The 19,627-nt window shown below is 39.0% G+C and carries 21 protein-coding genes; 15 read left to right on the forward strand and 6 right to left on the reverse strand.

What is annotated here, in order from left to right:
• The first annotated feature begins 30 nt into the window (after positions 1–30).
• Positions 31–987: an acetyl-CoA carboxylase carboxyltransferase subunit alpha gene (locus tag AAG807_RS08710; RefSeq protein ID WP_341902477.1), complete on the forward strand. Its 957-nt coding sequence runs from the start codon at positions 31–33 to the stop codon at positions 985–987.
• Between the two features lie 104 nt (positions 988–1,091).
• Here AAG807_RS08710 and AAG807_RS08715 read toward each other — a convergent pair whose 3' ends face one another.
• The gene (locus AAG807_RS08715; protein ID WP_341902479.1) at positions 1,092–1,853 is read right to left on the reverse strand and encodes a hypothetical protein; all 762 of its coding nucleotides are present in this window, start codon (positions 1,851–1,853) and stop codon (positions 1,092–1,094) included.
• A 244-nt stretch (positions 1,854–2,097) separates the two neighbouring features.
• Here AAG807_RS08715 and AAG807_RS08720 point away from each other — a divergent pair, with 244 nt between their 5' ends.
• The 7 genes from AAG807_RS08720 to AAG807_RS08750 all read left to right on the forward strand — a co-directional run bounded on the left by AAG807_RS08720 (position 2,098) and on the right by AAG807_RS08750 (position 7,164).
• Positions 2,098–2,997: a DUF5777 family beta-barrel protein gene (locus AAG807_RS08720; protein ID WP_341902481.1), complete on the forward strand. Its 900-nt coding sequence runs from the start codon at positions 2,098–2,100 to the stop codon at positions 2,995–2,997.
• Positions 2,998–3,079: 82 nt separating this feature from the next.
• Entirely contained in the window at positions 3,080–3,619 is a 540-nt protein-coding gene (locus AAG807_RS08725) for a YceI family protein (RefSeq protein WP_341902484.1), read from the forward strand.
• 7 nt (positions 3,620–3,626) lie between these two features.
• Positions 3,627–4,031, forward strand: coding sequence for a hypothetical protein (locus tag AAG807_RS08730; RefSeq protein WP_341902485.1), 405 nt, complete (start codon positions 3,627–3,629; stop codon positions 4,029–4,031).
• Positions 4,032–4,034: 3 nt separating this feature from the next.
• Positions 4,035–4,400 (forward strand): cytochrome c, encoded by a 366-nt coding sequence (locus tag AAG807_RS08735; RefSeq protein WP_341902488.1) that lies wholly within the window; start codon positions 4,035–4,037, stop codon positions 4,398–4,400.
• A 7-nt stretch (positions 4,401–4,407) separates the two neighbouring features.
• A complete protein-coding gene (locus AAG807_RS08740) occupies positions 4,408–5,283 on the forward strand; it encodes a choice-of-anchor V domain-containing protein (RefSeq protein WP_341902491.1) in 876 nt (291 codons plus the stop codon).
• A gap of 39 nt (positions 5,284–5,322) precedes the next feature.
• Positions 5,323–6,138: an AraC family transcriptional regulator gene (locus AAG807_RS08745; protein WP_341902493.1), complete on the forward strand. Its 816-nt coding sequence runs from the start codon at positions 5,323–5,325 to the stop codon at positions 6,136–6,138.
• A gap of 150 nt (positions 6,139–6,288) precedes the next feature.
• Positions 6,289–7,164 carry a choice-of-anchor V domain-containing protein gene (locus tag AAG807_RS08750; RefSeq protein WP_341902496.1) on the forward strand — a complete coding sequence of 292 codons (876 nt, stop codon included), beginning with the start codon at positions 6,289–6,291 and terminating at the stop codon, positions 7,162–7,164.
• A 69-nt stretch (positions 7,165–7,233) separates the two neighbouring features.
• On the opposite strand, the gene AAG807_RS08755 is transcribed toward AAG807_RS08750, so the two are convergent.
• Complete coding sequence (locus tag AAG807_RS08755; RefSeq protein ID WP_341902498.1) at positions 7,234–7,800, reverse strand: hypothetical protein; 567 nt, start codon at positions 7,798–7,800, stop codon at positions 7,234–7,236.
• Between the two features lie 101 nt (positions 7,801–7,901).
• Here AAG807_RS08755 and AAG807_RS08760 point away from each other — a divergent pair, with 101 nt between their 5' ends.
• Together AAG807_RS08760 and AAG807_RS08765 are read left to right on the forward strand one after the other, a co-directional pair.
• Positions 7,902–9,392: a hypothetical protein gene (locus tag AAG807_RS08760; protein ID WP_341902501.1), complete on the forward strand. Its 1,491-nt coding sequence runs from the start codon at positions 7,902–7,904 to the stop codon at positions 9,390–9,392.
• A gap of 268 nt (positions 9,393–9,660) precedes the next feature.
• Positions 9,661–10,032: a methionine-R-sulfoxide reductase gene (locus AAG807_RS08765; RefSeq protein ID WP_341902503.1), complete on the forward strand. Its 372-nt coding sequence runs from the start codon at positions 9,661–9,663 to the stop codon at positions 10,030–10,032.
• Positions 10,033–10,037: 5 nt separating this feature from the next.
• On the opposite strand, the gene AAG807_RS08770 is transcribed toward AAG807_RS08765, so the two are convergent.
• Complete coding sequence (locus AAG807_RS08770) at positions 10,038–10,700, reverse strand: winged helix DNA-binding protein (RefSeq protein WP_341902506.1); 663 nt, start codon at positions 10,698–10,700, stop codon at positions 10,038–10,040.
• Positions 10,701–10,809: 109 nt separating this feature from the next.
• On the opposite strand from AAG807_RS08770, the gene AAG807_RS08775 reads away from it, so the two are divergent.
• Complete coding sequence (locus AAG807_RS08775; RefSeq protein ID WP_341902508.1) at positions 10,810–13,248, forward strand: TonB-dependent receptor; 2,439 nt, start codon at positions 10,810–10,812, stop codon at positions 13,246–13,248.
• A gap of 52 nt (positions 13,249–13,300) precedes the next feature.
• Here AAG807_RS08775 and AAG807_RS08780 read toward each other — a convergent pair whose 3' ends face one another.
• Together AAG807_RS08780 and AAG807_RS08785 are read right to left on the reverse strand one after the other, a co-directional pair.
• Complete coding sequence (locus AAG807_RS08780; protein ID WP_341902511.1) at positions 13,301–14,266, reverse strand: transglycosylase SLT domain-containing protein; 966 nt, start codon at positions 14,264–14,266, stop codon at positions 13,301–13,303.
• Positions 14,267–14,372: 106 nt separating this feature from the next.
• Positions 14,373–15,515 (reverse strand): hypothetical protein, encoded by a 1,143-nt coding sequence (locus AAG807_RS08785; RefSeq protein WP_341902514.1) that lies wholly within the window; start codon positions 15,513–15,515, stop codon positions 14,373–14,375.
• 29 nt (positions 15,516–15,544) lie between these two features.
• Here AAG807_RS08785 and yidD point away from each other — a divergent pair, with 29 nt between their 5' ends.
• Positions 15,545–15,817, forward strand: a complete 273-nt coding sequence (yidD, locus tag AAG807_RS08790; protein WP_341902516.1) for a membrane protein insertion efficiency factor YidD — start codon at positions 15,545–15,547, stop codon at positions 15,815–15,817.
• 32 nt (positions 15,818–15,849) lie between these two features.
• Here the strand turns inward: yidD and AAG807_RS08795 are convergent, their stop codons facing one another.
• The gene (locus tag AAG807_RS08795) at positions 15,850–17,058 is read right to left on the reverse strand and encodes a YCF48-related protein (protein ID WP_341902519.1); all 1,209 of its coding nucleotides are present in this window, start codon (positions 17,056–17,058) and stop codon (positions 15,850–15,852) included.
• Positions 17,059–17,218: 160 nt separating this feature from the next.
• On the opposite strand from AAG807_RS08795, the gene AAG807_RS08800 reads away from it, so the two are divergent.
• From AAG807_RS08800 to creD, 3 genes are read left to right on the forward strand one after another with little or no spacing between them, the layout of a single operon-like run.
• A complete protein-coding gene (locus AAG807_RS08800; protein ID WP_341902522.1) occupies positions 17,219–17,830 on the forward strand; it encodes a hypothetical protein in 612 nt (203 codons plus the stop codon).
• Positions 17,827–18,126: a transcriptional regulator gene (locus tag AAG807_RS08805; RefSeq protein WP_341902524.1), complete on the forward strand. Its 300-nt coding sequence runs from the start codon at positions 17,827–17,829 to the stop codon at positions 18,124–18,126. Before AAG807_RS08800 ends, AAG807_RS08805 begins: the two co-directional genes overlap by 4 nt.
• A 55-nt stretch (positions 18,127–18,181) precedes the next feature.
• Complete coding sequence (creD, locus tag AAG807_RS08810; protein WP_341902525.1) at positions 18,182–19,465, forward strand: cell envelope integrity protein CreD; 1,284 nt, start codon at positions 18,182–18,184, stop codon at positions 19,463–19,465.
• Positions 19,466–19,627: the final 162 nt, after the last annotated feature.

A 19,627-nucleotide genomic window follows, 5' to 3' on the forward strand; every position in this document is an offset into this window, starting at 1 on the left:
TTCGCCCCTCAAAATAGCAATATAGCAATTATGTCCACGTATTTAGATTTTGAAGAGCCATTGAAGGCTTTAGAAGAACAAATTGAACAAACGCGAGAGATCGGAAACAGCACTGGTGTTGATATGTCTGACAAGATTCGTGTTTTAGAAGAGAATCTCACTAAAAAAACACAGGAAATATTCGGCAAGTTGACCCCATGGCAACGCGTTCAATTATCCCGTCATCCTGATAGACCATACACATTAGCTTATATCAATGCAATCTCTGATTTTTCTTTTCAGGAATTACACGGTGACCGAACTGTAAAAGATGATAAAGCGATGATAGGTGGTTTCGGATTATTGGATGGAAGAACAGTAATGTTCATCGGTCAGCAAAAAGGAATCAATACCAAAATGCGTCAGTATCGTAACTTCGGGATGCCGAATCCGGAAGGATACCGCAAGGCTTTACGTTTGATGAAGTTGGCTGAAAAGTTCAACAAACCGATCGTAACATTTATCGACACTCCGGGAGCATTTCCGGGACTTGAAGCGGAAGAAAGAGGTCAAGGAGAAGCAATTGCACGTAACATTTATGAAATGATGCAATTAAAAGTTCCGGTAATTTGTATCATCATTGGTGAAGGTGCATCGGGTGGAGCTTTGGGAATAGGTGTCGGAGACAAGGTCGTGATGCTTGAAAATACCTGGTACTCTGTAATTTCTCCGGAATCTTGCTCTTCAATCTTGTGGAGATCATGGGACTTTAAAGAGAAAGCTGCTGAAGCATTGAAACTGACAAGTACAGATATGAAACGTCTGAAATTGGTAGATGATGTGATCAGCGAACCACTTGCAGGGGCTCACAGAGATCAGGAAGCAAGCTTCCAAAATGTAAAAGGAAAAATCATTGAATACCTGAAAGAATTGGATCCTAAAAGTCCGGAACAACGTGTCGAGGAACGCATTGAGAAATTCAATTCAATGGGAGTCTGGAATGGGTAAATCCTTCGATCAGAGACTTTAGTAAAAAATTATCTTAAATAATATAAAAGGCTTCCACATTTGGAAGCCTTTTTCTTTGTCTCTTGATTTAATTCTATTTCAGGTTATTTACTCGTCCAATGCACCACAGTCGATTCATTATTCAGATCTATTACCCATTTCAATTTTTGGGCTTTTGACACCACCATGTTTTGTTCCAGAACAACATCCACCGAAAAATCATTGAGGATCGTATGTTCCTGCCAGATTGAATTCCTCAGGCATTCGCTCACTATCCGGATCTGATGCTCTCCTTTCGGGATCATCACCTTAAACGAACCTCCTGCACTTTCCAAAAATTCAGTTGAAGTAAACAGTTTCACATCGCCGACATACACACAAAAGCGCGATAAATGATCAAACCCGGGTTCAATATTGATAAATCGCCAATCAATTACCAAGGGCAAATGTTTTCCCTTAAAAACAATCGGCTTTGGTTTTATTTCCAATCCTTTCTTATCAAACCGGGTAATTGAAGTCGGTTTACTATTCAGGTCAAATACAATTTGGACTTTTGAAATCCCTTTCCCATTCAGTTGAAACTCGCAAACCGCATCTATGCTAAATTCATTCTCAAAGGTGTGTTCTCTCCATCGACCTTCGTAAAACGCTTCGTTAACCAATTTAATCGTATGAGGTGATTTCGTAAGGGACAATTGATAACTTCCCCATTCACTTTGATGATAAGACTTCGAAATAGGGAGTTCTTTTCCATCGATATAAATCTTGCTTCTATTCAAATGGTCATACCCTGCCTCTATCCCATTGAATTTCCATTCTAGAGTTACAAGCTTTTCTTTTGAATGTGCATTCAAAAAAAGCAACACAAATACGCAAGTTAAGAAGTAGTTCAACACTATATCTATTTCAATACTACAAAGTTAGTGAATAAACCGAACTATTGTATACAGATTTGGTGTATTTTAGGATTCCTATTATACCCCCAGTTTCCTATCAATAAAGTAGATTGATTTTCAGAAAGCATTCCAACCTTCACTAGAATTAAGCATTAGAAACATAGTTATTTATCTAGGTAAATATTATCTTGGCAACAAAATGAAACGAACCAAAATGATTCAAAAGCTATTATTTATAGGCGCAGTATGCTGTTTTACGCATTATTCAATCGCGCAAGATGAAGAAGAAACTGAAAGTACTGTCGATACAAATCTGGTGGAACAGACGTTTCAATCCACCCGAATTGTAAGCGGTCACTCTGTGGAATGTCTGCGAAAAGGTGTATTGGAATTCCGTGTAGAGCATCGTTTTGGTGATTTGGCTGGATCCAATGGAGGAGTTCAAAATTGGTTTGGACTAGATAATTCAAGTGATATCCGATTGGGATTTGAATATGGCATCACAAATAACATCATGGTTGGTGTAGGAAGAAGTAAAGGAAGCGGAACCCCTTACCGATCACTGATTGATGGCTTTGCTAAGTACCGGTTCCTTCAACAGAGAAAAAAAGGAATGCCTATTTCGTTAGCTGTCACCGGAAGCATGTTTTATACTTACATGAAAGCCCTTCCTGATATTTACGCTGTTGCACATTTCCCGAAACAGGAATACCGCTTTTCCTATTCCGCATCATTAAATATCGCTCGTAAGTTTGGTGACTTGGTTAGCTTAGCAATAATGCCTACTGTTGTTCACCGCAATTACGTTGCTGCGGATGATCAAAACACCCTTTTTGCCTTAGGCGGAGCTATGCGGTGGTCGATTACTCAGCGTTTGGGAATCATGGTGGAATATTATCAGGTTTTTCAAGATAAAGGAATGCGTAAAACGAATTTCAACAGTCTTGGGTTCGCCGTGGAATGGTTGACATTCGGACACAATTTCACCATTTACTTAACCAACTCACGCGGTTTTGGAGAAACACAATTTATTACCAACACCTATGAAAATTGGTTGAAAGGTCAATTTAGGATTGGTTTTTGCATCGGACGTAAGTTCGAGTTCGGACAATAGCAAAAAGTTCAAAGGATTCAACTGAAAAGTGCGACTTTAAAATGAAAATCCATTTTGAACATTTACATAAAAACAACTAATTATGAAAAAATTACTTTATCCAGCTTTAGCCATTTGCATCTTTGCAGGCTCTGCATTTGTAACGCTTACAGCAACAAAGGACTATACCTTCAAAGAAGGATTTACGATCTCATTTAAAAGCAAGGACCCTTCCGGTGAATTCAAAAAAGCCAAAGGAACCATCACTTTTGATGAAAGTGATCTGGACAAAGCCAAGTTCGATATTTCCATTGATGTGAATTCCATCAACACCGGAAACTCCATGCAAAACAAGAAAGCACAGACATCCGAGTGGTTTGAGGGAACCAAATACCCAACCATCAAATTTGTTTCTTCGAAAGTCGAAAAATCCGGAGATGGATATTCCATTACCGGTAAACTGACAATGAAAGGGGTTACCAAAGAGAAAAAAATCCCTGCTACTGTTACAAAATCAGGGAACGATCTGACTTTCACTGGTAAGTTTACTGTGAATCGAATTGATTATGGTGTTGGACACAAAAGCGATGCTGTTCCGGATTTGATGAATATTTCGTATTCGATTCCTGTATCAGAAAAATAGAATTTCCATGTTTAAACGTTTTTTCTTCTTGGGTGCTGTTGCCGGAGTCTTTGCATCGCTCGTCGCATGGATTTATTCATCGGTTTATAAGAGTATGATAGCTGACTTCACAGAAGTTACCGGATTTTGGCACTTGTTATGCTTTTCCCTGATGATCACTTTAGGAATCAGCATTATTGGAACTGCAATCTATGCGCTTTTAAAAAACAGGTCATTGGCAGCTTTCATTTGCAATTTCATTCTTTCAGGATTTTCCGTTTCACTGGTTTTCTATGTATTCCTGATGGATGACCCTGAATTTAAGAATGAAGATACCATGGCTATGATTGACTATTTCAAAGGATACATGATTCCTTTTGTATTTATTCCTGCACTTTCCTGGATGAGTTTTAAACCTTTATTTATTAAATAGTCGATGAAAAAAACAACTTCCCTTTTCTTCGTTATGAGCAGCTTTACGGTAATTGCATTGTTTCTGCCAAGCGGCTGTTCAAAGGCAAAGGCCCCTGCTCCCCTGCCTCAGATTGTTTGTACGAGCACCATTTCGTTCAGTCAGCAAATTGCCCCGATGATTGAAGAAAACTGTTCAAGTTGTCACGGAGCCGGAGCTGGAACAACGCCTGTGTTATCCAATTACACCGAAATTTCAGAGAATGCAGATGCAATAATCAATACCTTGCGTGGAACTCCTCAATTAATGCCGGAAGGTGGCCCTGCACTTGCAGATTCACTCATTCAACAATTTCAATGCTGGATGCAACAGGGAAAAATGAATAACTAAAACGGTCATGCACAAAAATTACATTTACTTTGGATTGCTGCTAGGATCAACTCTTTTATTAAGTTTTTCAGGGAAAGAATCCATTCAGACAGTTAAAAATTTCAGTGCCAATTTTCATTTATTGAATCAGGCTGGTAGCCCTGGTGGAAAAACCGGAGCTCCCGGAGACGCAACTTGTACACAATGTCATTCCGGATCCGTACAAAGTGGTTCCGGATTCAATCTTGTGACCCTGACCTCAGGTGGAAGTCCTGTGACGGAATATTTGCCGAGCACAACCTACCAGGTAACTGTAACTATGTCGACTAACAATGTAAAAAACGGATTCGAGATCGTCCCATTAAACCCCAATAATACCATGGCGGGTACGCTTGCAATTACAGATGCAACTCATACCAAAACAATTACCAGTTTGGGAAAGACGCGTGTAACTCATAAACTTGCAGGAACCAGCTTGACTAGTTGGTCATTCAACTGGACTTCTCCAGCAACGAATGTAGGAACAGTCACTTTTTATCTGGCAACGAACGAAACAAATTCCAATGCAGGTTCCACCGGAGATGTTATTCGCACATCACAGCATCCATTCGGATCGCAGGCCGGAATTCAGGAAGCTGCAAATAAAATTGAAACCAGTATCGGATATCAGGCAAGCACAAACTCGTTGAACATTCAGCTGGACAGCAAAGTGGACGGATCTGTATTTGTCAATGTCGTGGATCTGTCCGGAAAATCCGTTTTTACGGAAGATCTGGGAACAGTAAGTTCAGGTGAAAGTGCATTTTCGGTTCGATTGGATAAAGAATTAAACAGCGGTATTTACATGGTCAACGTTTCCGTAGACAATAACATGACCCTGAAACGGATTTTTATTTCGAAGTAGACCAATGGATTACTAATCTTTGCTTGCTCAGTTTTTCCCATGAATATCGTATCATTGCCTCATCCGAATAAATTTCTCATTATTGAGCCTTTGGATTACGACAATCCTTACAATTTTCACACTCCCCATCGGCACGATTATTTTGAGATTATTCTGGTAGAAAGTGGCAATGGACATCAACTGATCGATTTTACCGGAAGTGAACTGAAACCCGACCATATTTACGTCGTATATCCGGGACAGATCCACTTGTTAAAACGAGAAAGCGCCAATGGATTGATCATTCAATTCAAAAAGGAAATTTTTGAGCATATTTTCCCGATACAGCATCATTACCTGTATTCACAAGAATCTGAAATTGCAGTGACACCTGCCGATTTCAAGCATCTATATGCTTTAGCCCAAAGTATTTTTGCTTTGAGCAATAACGAGAACCTCTCTCCATTATCCATTCATAAATCGTACAGTTATCTTCAAATTATCCTCATTTCAATCATTGAGTTTTCGAATAAAAATCCCCATCAGACCGCAAGCAATTTTGCCGGTAAGTTCCTGCAACTTGTAAGCCAGCACGTGAGAGCCAAAAAGAAAGTCGCAGATTACTCGGAAATGATGAATCTAAGCCCGGACCGATTAACCTCCTTGTGTAAGGATGCTTTCGGCATCACTCCGCTGAGACTTATTCACGAAGAATTATTACTTGAAATCAAACGACTCATGGTTTTGGGTAATTTGTCCCTCAAAGAAATCTCCTATGAAATGAACTTCGACTCAACGGCCAATTTCAGTGCTTTCATTAAAACGGCTACAGGAAAAACCCCATCCGAATTACAATCTGAATTGAAAAGTGAATGACAAACACGCACACCAATAACTATCAGGATTGGAAATTCATAATTTATCACTGCAATTTCATAACAAGAAACAGCTTCCTGATAACTAGCTTCGTAACAATCAATTATACAGAATGAATCATCTACTATATAAAAACAAATTTATTAGATCATGAACAAAAATTACCTATTTATCGGACTGTTAGCATCAGCAGGGCTTCTAGTAAGTTTTTCAGGAAAAGAATCCATTCAGACAGTTAAAAATTTCAGTACCAATTTTCATTTATTGAATCAGGCTGGAAGTCCTGGCGGAAGAACCGGAGCTCCCGGAGACGCAACTTGTACGCAGTGCCATTCAGGAACAGTCCAAAGCGGTTCAGGATTCAATCTTGTTACCTTGACCTCCGGTGGAAATCCTGTCACGGAATATTTGCCAAGTACAACCTACCAGGTTACTGTAAGCATGTCGACGAACAACGCCAAAAACGGATTTGAGATTGTCGCTCTAAACCCAAGTAATACCATGGCGGGTACATTTGCAATTACAGATGGGACACATACTAAAACAATTGTTTCAGGAGGAAAAACACGTGTAACTCATAAACTTGCCGGCACCAGTCTGACTAGTTGGTCATTCAACTGGACTTCTCCGGCTACGAATGTCGGAACAGTTACTTTTTACCTGGCAACCAACCAGACAAATAGCAACAGTGATGATACAGGAGATGTTATCCGTACTTCTCAGCATCTGTTTGGAAGCCAAGCGGGTATTGAAGAAGAAGCAAGCAAAGTTGAAACACGTATCGGATACCAAGCCAGCACAAATTCATTAAACATTCAGCTGGACAGTAAAGTTGACGGATCAGTATTTGTCAATGTAGTGGATCTGTCCGGAAAATCCGTTTTTACCGAAAATATGGGAACGGTAAGTTCCGGTGAAAGTGCCTTTTCTGTTCGATTGGACAGAGAATTAAACAGCGGTGTTTACCTAGTCAACGTTTCTGTAGATAACAATATGACCATGAAACGGGTTTTCATTTCGAAGTAATAAAAAGCTGTATACTTTTTAATCCGGATAAAAATGTGGGGACGCGAAGCATCGCGTCCCTAACTATTTTTATCCTATTCTTCTCTGAACCAACTCCTCTACCCGTTCATAAAACTGAGCAGGCGTGGCAGTTCTCCATTCAATGTCTTCCAAATCTCCTCCCATCACAAAGTAATGATCTACACGTGCTTTCTCAAACTCGCTGATCACATGATCGTGAAAATTGATTAATGCAATCCACCCATCTTCCACATCATCAAACCATTCCTCGTAATAACAATCGTCTGAGTAATGAAAATTCAACACGTTTTCTCCTATCAGGATAAACTTATTGATTCCCTGAAGCATAATTTCTTCAATCACATTGCGTTTAAGGGTCATGATATCATTCTCAATGGCATCATTCCACTCCCCTATGAATTCCATAATTGCAAATCCCTCCTCATAATCAACAAAAAGGATTTTTGAAAAGAGTGTCCTGGAACCAATATTGTCCCATTGTGGATGAATCAGGAAATTATAAATACGGTCTGTAAATTCAAATTCGCTATATTCCCTATTGTAAAATGGAGAAAGTGAATCCTCAGAAGCGATGTACAAGTGTCTCCAATTAAAATAAGGCTCAATAAAATGCACAGAATCAGCGTTTTAAGTTTGGAATAAAAATTGTAAAAATGAACTTCGAAATTAAAAAGAAAGTCTACATTTGAGTGTCAATTTGAAACAAAAATTTACCTATGAAAAAATACAATAAATCGCTAATTCTCACCATTTTCACTTTGAGTGGAATTTTATTCGTTAGCTCATGCTCTTCTGATTCTAAAGAACGGGATGCTGCTGAATCCACTTCCGCTTTGATTGAAGGTAATGAAAAAATTGTTGCTTTCGGTCACATCAGTGCCATGAATATTTTGAACAATGCGGATTATAAGAGTATCCCGAAAGTGAATGTGATCCTAGGAAGCGTTTTGGGAAATTGGAAAAAAGGGTTGGAAATTGACAAACCGATCTATTACGCATTAGAAGCCCCATTTGCAAAAAATGGTACTCCGGAAACCATTTACGCCTTGATCAATGTCAAGAACCAAGATAGTCTTTCATCCATCATCAGTGAAATGGGATATTCCTTGGATAAGGATGGTGACATTTCATACCATCAGGAAGATGATGTGACTTTCGGTATTCGGAACAACCTCCTGATCATCATCAGTAAGCCCGGTGAGTATGACGGTAAGGCAAAAATCAAAGAGGCATTCAAACTGACGGAAGGTGACCTTTCAGAAGATAAGGCAGAGGAAATCATCGAACAAAAAGGAGATATCGTTTCAGGTGTTGACATTGCACGTTTATTAAATACTTCAAACACCGAACTAGCAAAATTATCGACAGAAAAGAAAGATCATTTGGACGAATTGGTGGAAGATGCTTACATCAAAACGGTTGCAAATTTCACCAATGGAATGGCGACAGTCGAATCCTTTAACCTCTTCTCCGAAGATTTGAAAGATGAGTTGTTCTTCAAGGATAAAAATGGCGCAACATTAGTCAGTAAGCTTGGTGGTGGTGACCCATGGATGGGAGTTGCAATGAACCTGGACTTACGAAAAGGGGAAAGCTTCTTGACCGACTATTTACCAACTGCGCAAAAACGTTTGATGGAGGATTTTCCAGGTGAAGCAAAATTTGCATTATTGGCTCTTGGAGAAAACCCTTTCTCCAGATTATTCTCAGGTCAGGCCGGTGTGGTTTTAAAAGGGAATCCAAAATCAGCAATGGGAATGGAATTGGAGTATACCAGCTTCTTAGGTCTTGGTCCGAAAGGAGATATCCTGCAACAAATACTGGATCAGCAATTCTCTGTTCTTGCAGAAAAGAAAGGAGATACTTATGTAATGGGAGATTTACGTGTTCAGTCGAACAAAAAAGGCATTTTCGCTTCCAGTGGAAAAGAAACAGGTGGAAAATTGAACCTTCCTCCCTATGCTAAGAATTTTGGCGAAGACAGCTTCTCCTTATTCATTGCATTCGAAAAAATGGACGTTGCCAGTTTGGATCTGGAAGACGAAGCAAAGGTTGTTGAAATCCTTCAGTACGTTACAATCAATGTAAACAGAGATGGTTCCAAAATGGTCATCGCTGCGAAAAATAAGAATACCAATATTTTGAAACAGGTCACTGATTTTTACGCGAAACAAATCATGGGTAAAATTGATTCCATGGGAGCGTAATGAATTGCTTTATTATTAGGAAAGGCTGCTCAGTAAATGGCAGCCTTTTTTATTGGGAAGCTCCTGAAAAACGCTTAAAACTCCAGCTTTTTATTATTCAAACTAAAAAACATTATTTATTGAAAATCAGTATTTTAACCTAAAATCTGTTCGTATCTTCGCTAACAAGCAAATTTGCGAATTCTGAAATTTTGAAATTTTCAGCTCACTCCAATTAAGTGCCATTCACATTCTTTTTTTTCGTATCTTGTTCTGCCAAATTAAACTGATGAAAGAAAAGAAAGATTGGAATCAATTGACTCCTGACGAAGAGCGTATTATCGTTCGTAAAGGAACCGAATATCCCTTCACCGGTCAATACAACAAATGGAATGAAGAAGGTGTTTTTGTGTGCCGTCGTTGCGAAGCCCCATTGTATCAAAGTTCAGACAAATTTGATTCCGGATGCGGATGGCCTTCTTTCGACGATGAAATTCCAGGAAGTATCAAACGTATTCCTGATGCCGATGGAAGACGTGTAGAAATTGTTTGTGCAAATTGCGAAGGTCACTTAGGACACGTCTTTAACGGAGAACGCTTCACCCCAAAAGACACACGCCATTGCGTCAATTCATTAAGCATTCTATTTGTAAAAAAATAATGGAGTTAATCTTTCAAATGCTTTTCAACCAATTCATCCAATTCAAGGTGTTTTGATTCTTGAAAAATTTCTTTATGAAAATCATCTAGCTTACGCAGAGTATTAACCAAGAATAGCAATTCTTCATCACTCAAAATTCCTGTCGCAATGGTTGAAAGTGATTTGGTGGTCGAAGCAGTAGAATAAACAGCAATGCGCCCTTTATCTGTTATGGAAACACGAACGCTTCGTTTATCTCTCAAATCATCTGTTTGCTCCAAATAACCTTTACCAATTAATCGCTTAATGATTTCCGTACCAGTAGTTATCTGATGTGCGTTGTGATTAATCAATTCACTTTTAGTCATACTTCGCTCTTGAAGCATTACAATCAGATAAGTGAATTCTTCAATGGAAGCAACTTGGGTTTTTGGCATCGCCTTTCGGGCATAATTATCCACATATCTTCCCATTTTGCCGATAAATGCACTTGCCATTTCAGTCAGTGTCTGCCGGTTAAAATTTTCCCAGCTTGAGATCCCAAAATCAATACCGTTATCTCCGGTCTGTCCCAAACGTTTGTTCATGAACAGTAAAAAACCAGTTAAGGAATCTCCTTGCAAATCATTCGCTATTGATTGTTTGTATTCCTCATACTGCTTGATTAATTGAACTAAAGTACTCTCCATTTGTTTACTACTGTAGTACGAAAATACAATAACTTGTACAAAAATGTTGTAAAAAACAGATTTATATTACAATTTCGTATTAAATTTGTATCGACTAATACGAAAACACATGAAATTAAATCGGTTACTTCTCATTTTATTTTTCTTTGCTTATTCAAAAGTAGATGCACAAACAAAAGGAATTATCCAGGGGGTGGCTCGTGATAAAAACACGCAAGAACTCCTGATTGATGGAATTGTAAAAGTTGCAGGAACCGACTTTGCTGTGAAAACGGATGAAAATGGATCTTATCAACTCGAAGTTCCAACAGGAACTTACAATGTAACTTTTAGTTTGGCAACGTATGAAAGTTTGACCAAGTATAATATCGTCGTAACTTCCGGAAATGCACAAATTGTAAACTTTGAAACCGCAGAGGTTGAAACGGAGATAAAAGAAGTCATTATTACCAGTTCAAATGCCACCAGAGCGGATGCCACAGACATGGTAACCCCATTGTCTGTTCAGAGATTAACAACAGAAGAAATTAAAAGCAATCCGGGAGGAAACTATGATGTTTCTAAAGTTGTTCAATCACTTCCCGGAGTTGGAGGATCAACCGGAGGAGCCGGTCGAAACGATATTATTATCCGTGGAGGTGCTCCGAATGAAAATGTGTATTACTTAGACGGAATTGAAATACCCGTCCTAAATCATTTCCAAACCCAGGGAAGTTCCGGTGGAGCCCAAGGAATCATCAACGTTTCTTTTATTGAAGAATTAAAACTTTCTTCTTCTGCTTTTGATGCAAGATATGACAATGCATTAGCTTCCACATTCGTGATCAAACAAAGACAGGGAAATAACCAAAAATTCTCAGGGAATGTGAGAGCAAGCTTGACAGAATCAGCCATTACATTGGAGGGTCCAATAGGAAAGAAAACCGATTTCCTTGTCGCCGGAAGATTCTCCTACTTAGACTTACTTTTCAAATTAATTGATTTACCCATCCGACCACGTTATCAAGATTATCAGCTAAAAATTTCAACCAAACTGAATGAAAAGACCACCCTTACATTTATTGGTTTGGGTGCTATTGATAAATTCAACTTCGGAGCGACCCGGAAAGCCAGTCCGGAGAACGAGTATTTCCGTCGTTCACTTCCATTCATCGAACAATGGAATTATACCACCGGAATCACTCTAAAACGATTGATTAAAAAAGGATACCTCAATTTTGCCCTTAGCCGAAACATGTTCAATAATCAATTGGATCAATTCAAGGATGCTCAATATGACAATGAGGCTTTTCGCAACTTCGGATTGCAATCTCAGGAAATTGAAAATAAGTTCCGTGCAGACTTGAATAAATACGTCAATGGATGGAAATATTCCGTCGGAATATCTGCACAATATGTCAAGTACAATACAAACATCTATTCCAAACTCAATGAAGGAAGCTCCGATTCAGCAGGTAATGTAATAACTCCTCCCCTGGAAATCCGTTTCAAAAGCGCCATTGATTTTTTCAAATTCGGAGCATTTGCACAACTTTCACGTAATTTTTTCTCTGATCGATTATTAATTTCAGGTGGAATTCGCTCCGACATGAATACATTCACAACCGATGGGCTAAATCCGCTTTCAACGCTATCTCCAAGACTTTCTGCTGCATTGAAGATCACTCCGAAATTCGAATTGACAGGAAGTGCAGGAGTTTACTACAAAATCCCTACTTATACCGTTTTGGGTTATCGCAATGACACCAATCAACTGGTAAACCAATCCGTCAATTACATCCGATCAACCCATTACGTTTTCGGCGGACAATTTCTTCCAAATGATGCATTGCGGATCACCTTGGAAGGTTTTTACAAACGGTACTCAAACTACCCGGTCTCAGTGACAAACGGAATTTCTTTAGCAAATCAAGGTCAAGAATATGGAGCTGTAGGAAATGAAGGGGTACAAAGTTCGGGAAAAGGAGAAACCTACGGATTTGAAATCTTCATTCAGCAAAAGTTAGTCAAAAAACTATTTTACTTTGTAAGCTATACCTATGTAAGAAGTAAATTCTCGGGCATCAACGGCTTATTGATCCCTTCAGCTTGGGACAATCAGCATTTACTTTCAGGAACATTGGGATACAAATTCAAGAAAAACTGGCAACTCGGCGCAAAATATCGTCTAGCGGGAGGTGTTCCATATACCCCATTCAACTTGACGGCTTCTCAATTGGCTTATCCCACAACAGGAAACGGGGTGTTGGATTATGCAAATGTAAACACAGAAAGACTAAAAATCTACAGTCAATTGGATTTGAGAGTAGACAAAACCTGGAACTTTAAAGCAACCAGTTTGGTCTTTTTTATAGATATTCAGAATATTCTCGGAACAAAACAACAAGGAACACCCTATTACACTTTCAAACGAACAGATGATAACAGTGCATTTGCCACTACTGATGGTCAGCCTTTAAAATCAGACGGTTCGAACGGAATCCCTTTAATTTTAAAAAACCAATCAGCCACCGTTACTCCAACCTTGGGTTTGATTTTCCAATTCTAAAAAAAAAAACAATCAATCCTTATCCTTTTCCGGGTAAGGATTGGTTCATGGTTCAATCTGCAATAAATGCTTGTCTGCACTGATAAACAGAAACAGAAGCGGCTTTGTTGGAGATAATTTGTGCCAATTGAATATGTGCTGCCAATGCTAATTGTGAATAGTTCTGAGAGCAATTCCCGAAACTTCCTGCACTGGTCACCCACATTTTTTGAATCAGTTCTTCTCCCGAACTAACCTGTCCGATTGCATTTACGACTGCTTTCACATTCAATGCTCCGGCATGATATACGTGCATGGTCAATAAACGAAACCAAATTGCTTGTTCATCCACCACCAAACCTGCACTTTCTGCAATGCCTTTTGCAGAAGGAATGCAAATGCGTTTTAGCAATTGGGAAGCAGCATAAGCAGAACGCATAAAGTCTTTTCGTTCATCTACCGACCGATTCACCGTTAATCCCATAGATCGGGCCACAGATGGCATTAGTTGGAAAGGTCCGTAAGCTCCGACAGATGATTTCTGCATCCTTCCCGGACTTTCAATCAATAAAATGGATTGCGCATACCAGGGATCCACTCCAAACTGCTCAAATGCCGAAACTCCTTTAGGTAAACTTTCAAAAACCAGGTCGAAACGGTAAAAATCATTTTTGCCTGTAGTGACGTTGATTCGTTCATCCGCATTCAAACCTAATAAGGTACGGACGCTATCTTTAAAAACAGTTTTTTCAGCTTCCGTTTGCGTATGCCAATCCTTGTTCGACATCTTAGCGATAATTTGTCGCGTAGATCCTACATTCACCAAAACGGAATCCGGAGAAAGTATCATGATCTGTTGCCAGAATTTCGGATGTTGAAGCTGATCCCATTGCGCGGATTCGATTCCTGCCGCCCCCATAATAATGTGTTCGGAAGTTCCTTCCGTAACTGAAATCATTTCTTTTTCCCAAGTGGAATTTTGAGAGGAAGCAATAAATGGAATACACGCAAGTATTGCAAGGAGAGTTTTGCGTTTCATTGTTATTGTGGGTTTTGGGTGATGCAAATTAAGAAAAAGTGGTGAAAAATGCAATGCATCTGTGAAATTTTAACGGTTCATTTCCAAATAGCCATCGAAACTCACCTCAAAATCGCTTCAATCCTTCTCCATTTACATATCCTTTCAGAATCACTTCTATCTCATCTATTGAAACGGGAAACCAAGACTCCTTCGCGATCTTGCGGATAGTCAATCGTTCCTTAACAGAAAGAGTCCCATCAACGATCAACCCGAAAACAAGCAATCGAGCAATGATTGTATTTTCATGCGGGTCAGAACCAAACAACTCGTCAATCTTCACTTCCTGATCGTATTTCAAATCCAAATCGGGAAGAATCAACAGCATTTCCTTCATGAAAGAATAAAGAGCGAAATTGTATTGTCTCTTTTGCTGAGCAATGAAGTGAACCAATTTGTTCAGTCTCCCCTCAACAAGAATAAGCTGCTCTTCTGAAAATTCACCCATAAAATCCTTTGCAGCGGCAGTTGATACGATGCGCATTTTCGTTTCCTTCATGACTTTCCTGCTGCTCCATGCGTTCCAAAAAGCAAAAATCGGAATCCCAACCAAGTCTGTTACAATTCGCAAAGCATATCTTCCGAGTAAACGTCTTACCAAAAACTTCATCAATACATTGGAAAGCGTCGCCTTCAGTTTTGTCCCGATCAAAAGCGCATAATACGAGAACTTCGTAAGTCCGATATAAGGATTGATCTCTAAAAGCTGCATGTGCTTCGCAGGCATCTCCAGTCCGGCTTCAGTAAGTAAGGCAACTTGATCCTGGTAATCATTTTGGGAAACTGATGGATACTTGTAGATCTCGCAGATTCGTCTCACCGCATAAATATTGAGCATATTCAAGAGCCAGATTTCAGGGAAGATCATCACTACCGCATAGATGGTGTAATAGAGTTCAAAATCAAATTGGTATCCGAAGAAATTGAAATGTTGTGCATCTAATAAACTGGTGAAATGAAACGGGAAGATGACAACCATCACAGCACAAGCACCAATGATCCCTGCGATTGAATAAATCCGTAGTTGCAGATTCTTTAATTGCTTTTTTTGAAGGTCATTCAGTGTATAACCATGTCGTTCATTGCTTTGAATGCCCGCGGTTTTTTTACTCAAATAGGTATGTCCCAGTCGAAATGCAATGCTCTTCTTTCGCTTCTTTTGAATCTCTTCCATAGTTATGGAGTAAAAATACTGAAATAGTTGTTCCATTCTTACGTAACTTTGTGCGGAAGAATATCATGAAATACATCAAGCAGTTTTTTATTTCCGTATTAATCATCCCGGTGAAGATTTACCAATGGGTGATCAGTCCCATTCTTCCAAATTCGTGCAGGTATGATCCAACTTGTTCTGCATACATGATTGAAGCTTTAAGAATTCATGGACCAATCAAAGGGTTGTGGCTTGGAACGCGCAGAATCAGTCGCTGTCATCCGTGGGGCGGACATGGCTATGATCCTGTTCCGGAGAAAAGATGTGATTGTAAGGACAATGAAAAAGGGAAGCAATAACAACTTCCCTTTACGTTTGACTTCAGAACATCTTATTCTTTGATAATTTTTTGAGTCGCTATAAAATCTTCATCTTTTAAACGAACAAAGTAAATTCCATTGGAAAAATTCGAAATATCAAAATCCTCGGAAGGGTTCTGTTTCAATATCATTTCTCCTCTTGCATTATAAACCTCAGCTACAGCATTTACAGATAAGATGTGATTTTCAAAAGATAAGGAAAAACGCCCTTTATTTGGATTTGGAAATGCATTAACGTCCATATTTGAAGCATACTCCGCAACACCTAAATTAATATCACGAATCTTTAAGATGGTTCCGTCCAACCCACAAGTGTAGCCTGCATTAAAACTTGGAAATGAAACACCTACTTGTCGTGAGGAACTAGTTGGTTGAACCGCCCAGGTATTTCCTCCATTGTTTGTTTTTAAAATGGTACTCGTATTGTTTGTAATATTTCCGCCTGCAATAAATCCGGTTGCATTATTCAAGAATTGAATTGATCCGAAATAAGTATTCGCAAAATATTGTGATGTCCAGGTAACGCCAGCGTCCGTTGTCTTCAGAATAAGTCCTTGATTCCCCTGAGCATCCCCTCCTACTGCAAATCCTGTATTAGCATCTGAAAAAGACATTCCCACAAGCTGGTAAATTATGGAATTTCCGACATCCGTATTCATAATGGTCCACGATGAACCTCCATCGGTTGTTTTAAGAATCGTTTTATAATTTCCTCCAACATAACCAGTAGATGCATTCAAAAAGTAAATACTTTTCAGGTCTAAACTAGTTCCTGAATTGAGAGATGTCCAGGTAGAACCTGAATCCGCAGATTTCAATATGGTACCACCACTTCCAACCACAAAAACGGTAGATCCATTCAAAAACAGGTTGTCAAGGTTATACGTCGTTCCTGAATTGACTGAACTCCAGGTTGCTCCTCCATCAGTAGTTTTAATTATCAGACCGTTATATCCAATTGCTAATGCAGTTGTAGAATTAATCATCAGCACGTCTCTTAAAGTGGTAGTAACTCCCGAATTTTGTTGATTCCAATTGGTTCCTCCATTAGTTGTCTTGACAATTTCACCTCCATAGGTAACTGCCATTCCCACATTATCATCCACAAAGTTAATTGCCGAAAAAACGCTCGTTAAACCACTATTTTGCGGAATGAATGTTTGAGAAAAAGAATTGAGGACTAATAGAAGTGCTCCAAAAATAAGTAAGATTATTTTCATAAGATTTAGTTATTAATTATTTTGATTTGGTCAAAGATATGTTTTTTTAATCTCCAAAAATGAGAGAATAAAGGCTGTTCAAACTATTCATTCCAAAAAAACACAAAATTATTTCTCCAATCCATTTATTTTATTTTACTTTGAATTTCAAAGTTCTTTTATGGAAAGTGAAAAATATTTAGCGCAACTTCAGGAGATTCAATCGATGATGCAAAAATCTTCGAAGTTTTTGTCTTTGTCAGGCTTGTCCGGAATCCTTGCAGGCACTTACGCTTTAATTGGAGCAGGTATTGTTTACTCGATGAGAGCGCGACTTACTTCTGCTATCAGCTATGATTCCGTAGAATTTTTGACCGTGGTAGGTATTGCCCTGCTTGTAATGGTTCTTTCATTGGTAACCGGGATTCTATTCTCCGTGCGAAAAGCAAGAAAAAGACAAGAAGTGATCTGGAACCAGGTATCGAAATTGTTCATCATGAGTTTCATGGTTCCCTTGGTTACAGGAGGTTTATTCGCCATCATATTAATAACCAAAGGTGCGATCGGACTCGTATCACCTGTCACCTTATTGTTTTACGGGATAGCGTTGGTTAATGCCAGTAGGTATTCATATGAAACCTTGCGAAATTTGGGATTCATCTTTATCATTCTCGGATTGGCAAACAGCATGTATATTGGTTATGGTTTGTATTTTTGGATGTTCGGTTTCGGAATCTGTCACATATTCTATGGTGCATACATGTATCTGAAATACGATTATAAAAAGCAATGACAAGTATTATCTCAGATATCAACAAAACATTTGACCATCGGATCAGACTGGGAATCATGTCTATTCTGATGGTGAATGACACGGTCGACTTCAATCGACTGAAAGAACTATTGGAGGTTACCGATGGGAACCTTGCCTCTCACATAAAAGCCCTGGAGCTTTCCGAATACATCGACATCAAGAAACAGTTCATTGGAAAAAAACCAAATACGACCTATGAAGCAACATTACTAGGAAAACAGACATTTGCCAAGCATTTGGCCGCGCTTGAGCAATTAATCAAAACCAGCAAATAGCTATTTTTTTATTCATTTACTTTGAAATTCAAAGTTCTTTTAAACAAATTAAAACATGGAAAATAACCAAGAAGCAAATAACAAGGAAACGAATGAGTTCGTGAAATTCCTGAATTCCTCGATCGGGCGATTAACTCTGATTGCCGGTTTAACCATTGTTCTGCTCATACCGATGATCAACGTCACCTCACTTATTCATGAGCGACAAAACAGAGCCTTAGCTATCAAAAGTGATATTCGTTCCGAATGGGGCGGTAATTTCAACTACAAAGGATTGGTTCTAAGAATTCCAATCAAAAACAGCAAGCACAAAAAGTACCTCTTCTTTTTCCCGGAAAACGAAAAAACAAGTCTCAATGTCAATGCAAGTATCAAAAAACGTGGCATTTATCATTTTCCTGTATTTCAATCCCGCAATCATACTTCGGCGGAATTCATTCCCAACCTGAACAATCCGAACCTGGATCTTTCAAAGGCTCAATTTGGTCTTCTCGCCCTAGCTGAAACACGTATCTCCGATATGGAAAAAATAGAAGTAAACGGATTAGGATTGGAAATTGGACAGCAAACCATGGCTGAAAACAGTCCTGAAAAGTTATTTTACGCAACCGCTCCATTCACTATTGACAAATCAACCACCCAAATCAATGTCAATACAAACTACACCGTAAATGGTTCCGGGAAAATCATCCTCCATGGTTTTGCCAAAAAAAGTGCGTACAAAATGACTTCAAACTGGAACAATCCATCCTTTTCCGGTACTTCTCTTCCAAATCCGGATTCTTTCGAAGTTAAAAACGGCTTCACAAGTTCCTGGAGTATTATGAATATGGCTCAAAATCCCAAAACAGGAATAGACCACTCCAACCAATACGGAAAAACAGCTGAAGCATCGGTGGATTTCCTGGAAGCAATCGATCATTATCAACTCAATGAACGAACAGTTAAATACGCCATCCTGGTCATTCTTTTGACTTTTACAGTGTTCTACCTCATCGAATTAATCGGAAAAATGAGTATTCATCCAATCCATTACCTGATGATCGGTCTCTCATTAATCTTATTTTACATTATTCTACTCTCCTTCTCGGAACAATTCGGTTTTGCACGTTCTTATTTAGCTGCGGGAATTGGAATTATCTCCTTATTAAGCTGGTATGCTTATTCTGTTCTTCGATCGCTGAAGTTTGCGCTCACCATTCTCATTGCGATTTCAATCCTTTACGGTTTCCTGTATGTCATCGTAAATCTTGAAACCTACGCCTTGATGGTTGGAAGTTTGGGATTATTTGTTGTCCTGGCAGCAATCATGAGCTTTACCCGACGATTGAAAGTTTGAGTTACATCAAATCAAAGAGGCTGTCTAAAAAGGGCAGTCTCTTGTTCTTTTCCCGCAAATTCGCAAATTTTAAGGTCGCCTAACGGTCGACCTGTCCTCTTGAACAAACCAATTTAAGTTGCTTTCAATGATCTTTTTCATGAACTTAATATAAAATGGAAC

The sequence above is a fragment of the Fluviicola taffensis DSM 16823 genome, assembly GCF_943372375.1.
GTDB classification, from domain to species: domain Bacteria; phylum Bacteroidota; class Bacteroidia; order Flavobacteriales_D; family Crocinitomicaceae; genus Fluviicola; species Fluviicola taffensis_A.

What these genes read in the sequence shown, in the direction of transcription:
- AAG807_RS08710 (WP_341902477.1), top strand. Translation starts at nt 31, where the DNA reads ATGTCCACGTATTTAGATTTTGAAGAGCCATTGAAGGCTTTAGAAGAA.
- AAG807_RS08720 (WP_341902481.1), top strand. Translation starts at nt 2,098, where the DNA reads ATGATTCAAAAGCTATTATTTATAGGCGCAGTATGCTGTTTTACGCAT.
- AAG807_RS08725 (WP_341902484.1), top strand. Translation starts at nt 3,080, where the DNA reads ATGAAAAAATTACTTTATCCAGCTTTAGCCATTTGCATCTTTGCAGGC.
- AAG807_RS08730 (WP_341902485.1), top strand. Translation starts at nt 3,627, where the DNA reads ATGTTTAAACGTTTTTTCTTCTTGGGTGCTGTTGCCGGAGTCTTTGCA.
- AAG807_RS08735 (WP_341902488.1), top strand. Translation starts at nt 4,035, where the DNA reads ATGAAAAAAACAACTTCCCTTTTCTTCGTTATGAGCAGCTTTACGGTA.
- AAG807_RS08740 (WP_341902491.1), top strand. Translation starts at nt 4,408, where the DNA reads ATGCACAAAAATTACATTTACTTTGGATTGCTGCTAGGATCAACTCTT.
- AAG807_RS08745 (WP_341902493.1), top strand. Translation starts at nt 5,323, where the DNA reads ATGAATATCGTATCATTGCCTCATCCGAATAAATTTCTCATTATTGAG.
- AAG807_RS08750 (WP_341902496.1), top strand. Translation starts at nt 6,289, where the DNA reads ATGAACAAAAATTACCTATTTATCGGACTGTTAGCATCAGCAGGGCTT.
- AAG807_RS08760 (WP_341902501.1), top strand. Translation starts at nt 7,902, where the DNA reads ATGAAAAAATACAATAAATCGCTAATTCTCACCATTTTCACTTTGAGT.
- AAG807_RS08765 (WP_341902503.1), top strand. Translation starts at nt 9,661, where the DNA reads ATGAAAGAAAAGAAAGATTGGAATCAATTGACTCCTGACGAAGAGCGT.
- AAG807_RS08770 (WP_341902506.1), bottom strand. Translation starts at nt 10,700, where the DNA reads ATGGAGAGTACTTTAGTTCAATTAATCAAGCAGTATGAGGAATACAAA.
- AAG807_RS08775 (WP_341902508.1), top strand. Translation starts at nt 10,810, where the DNA reads ATGAAATTAAATCGGTTACTTCTCATTTTATTTTTCTTTGCTTATTCA.
- AAG807_RS08780 (WP_341902511.1), bottom strand. Translation starts at nt 14,266, where the DNA reads ATGAAACGCAAAACTCTCCTTGCAATACTTGCGTGTATTCCATTTATT.
- AAG807_RS08785 (WP_341902514.1), bottom strand. Translation starts at nt 15,515, where the DNA reads ATGGAACAACTATTTCAGTATTTTTACTCCATAACTATGGAAGAGATT.
- yidD (WP_341902516.1), top strand. Translation starts at nt 15,545, where the DNA reads ATGAAATACATCAAGCAGTTTTTTATTTCCGTATTAATCATCCCGGTG.
- AAG807_RS08795 (WP_341902519.1), bottom strand. Translation starts at nt 17,058, where the DNA reads ATGAAAATAATCTTACTTATTTTTGGAGCACTTCTATTAGTCCTCAAT.
- AAG807_RS08800 (WP_341902522.1), top strand. Translation starts at nt 17,219, where the DNA reads ATGGAAAGTGAAAAATATTTAGCGCAACTTCAGGAGATTCAATCGATG.
- AAG807_RS08805 (WP_341902524.1), top strand. Translation starts at nt 17,827, where the DNA reads ATGACAAGTATTATCTCAGATATCAACAAAACATTTGACCATCGGATC.
- creD (WP_341902525.1), top strand. Translation starts at nt 18,182, where the DNA reads ATGGAAAATAACCAAGAAGCAAATAACAAGGAAACGAATGAGTTCGTG.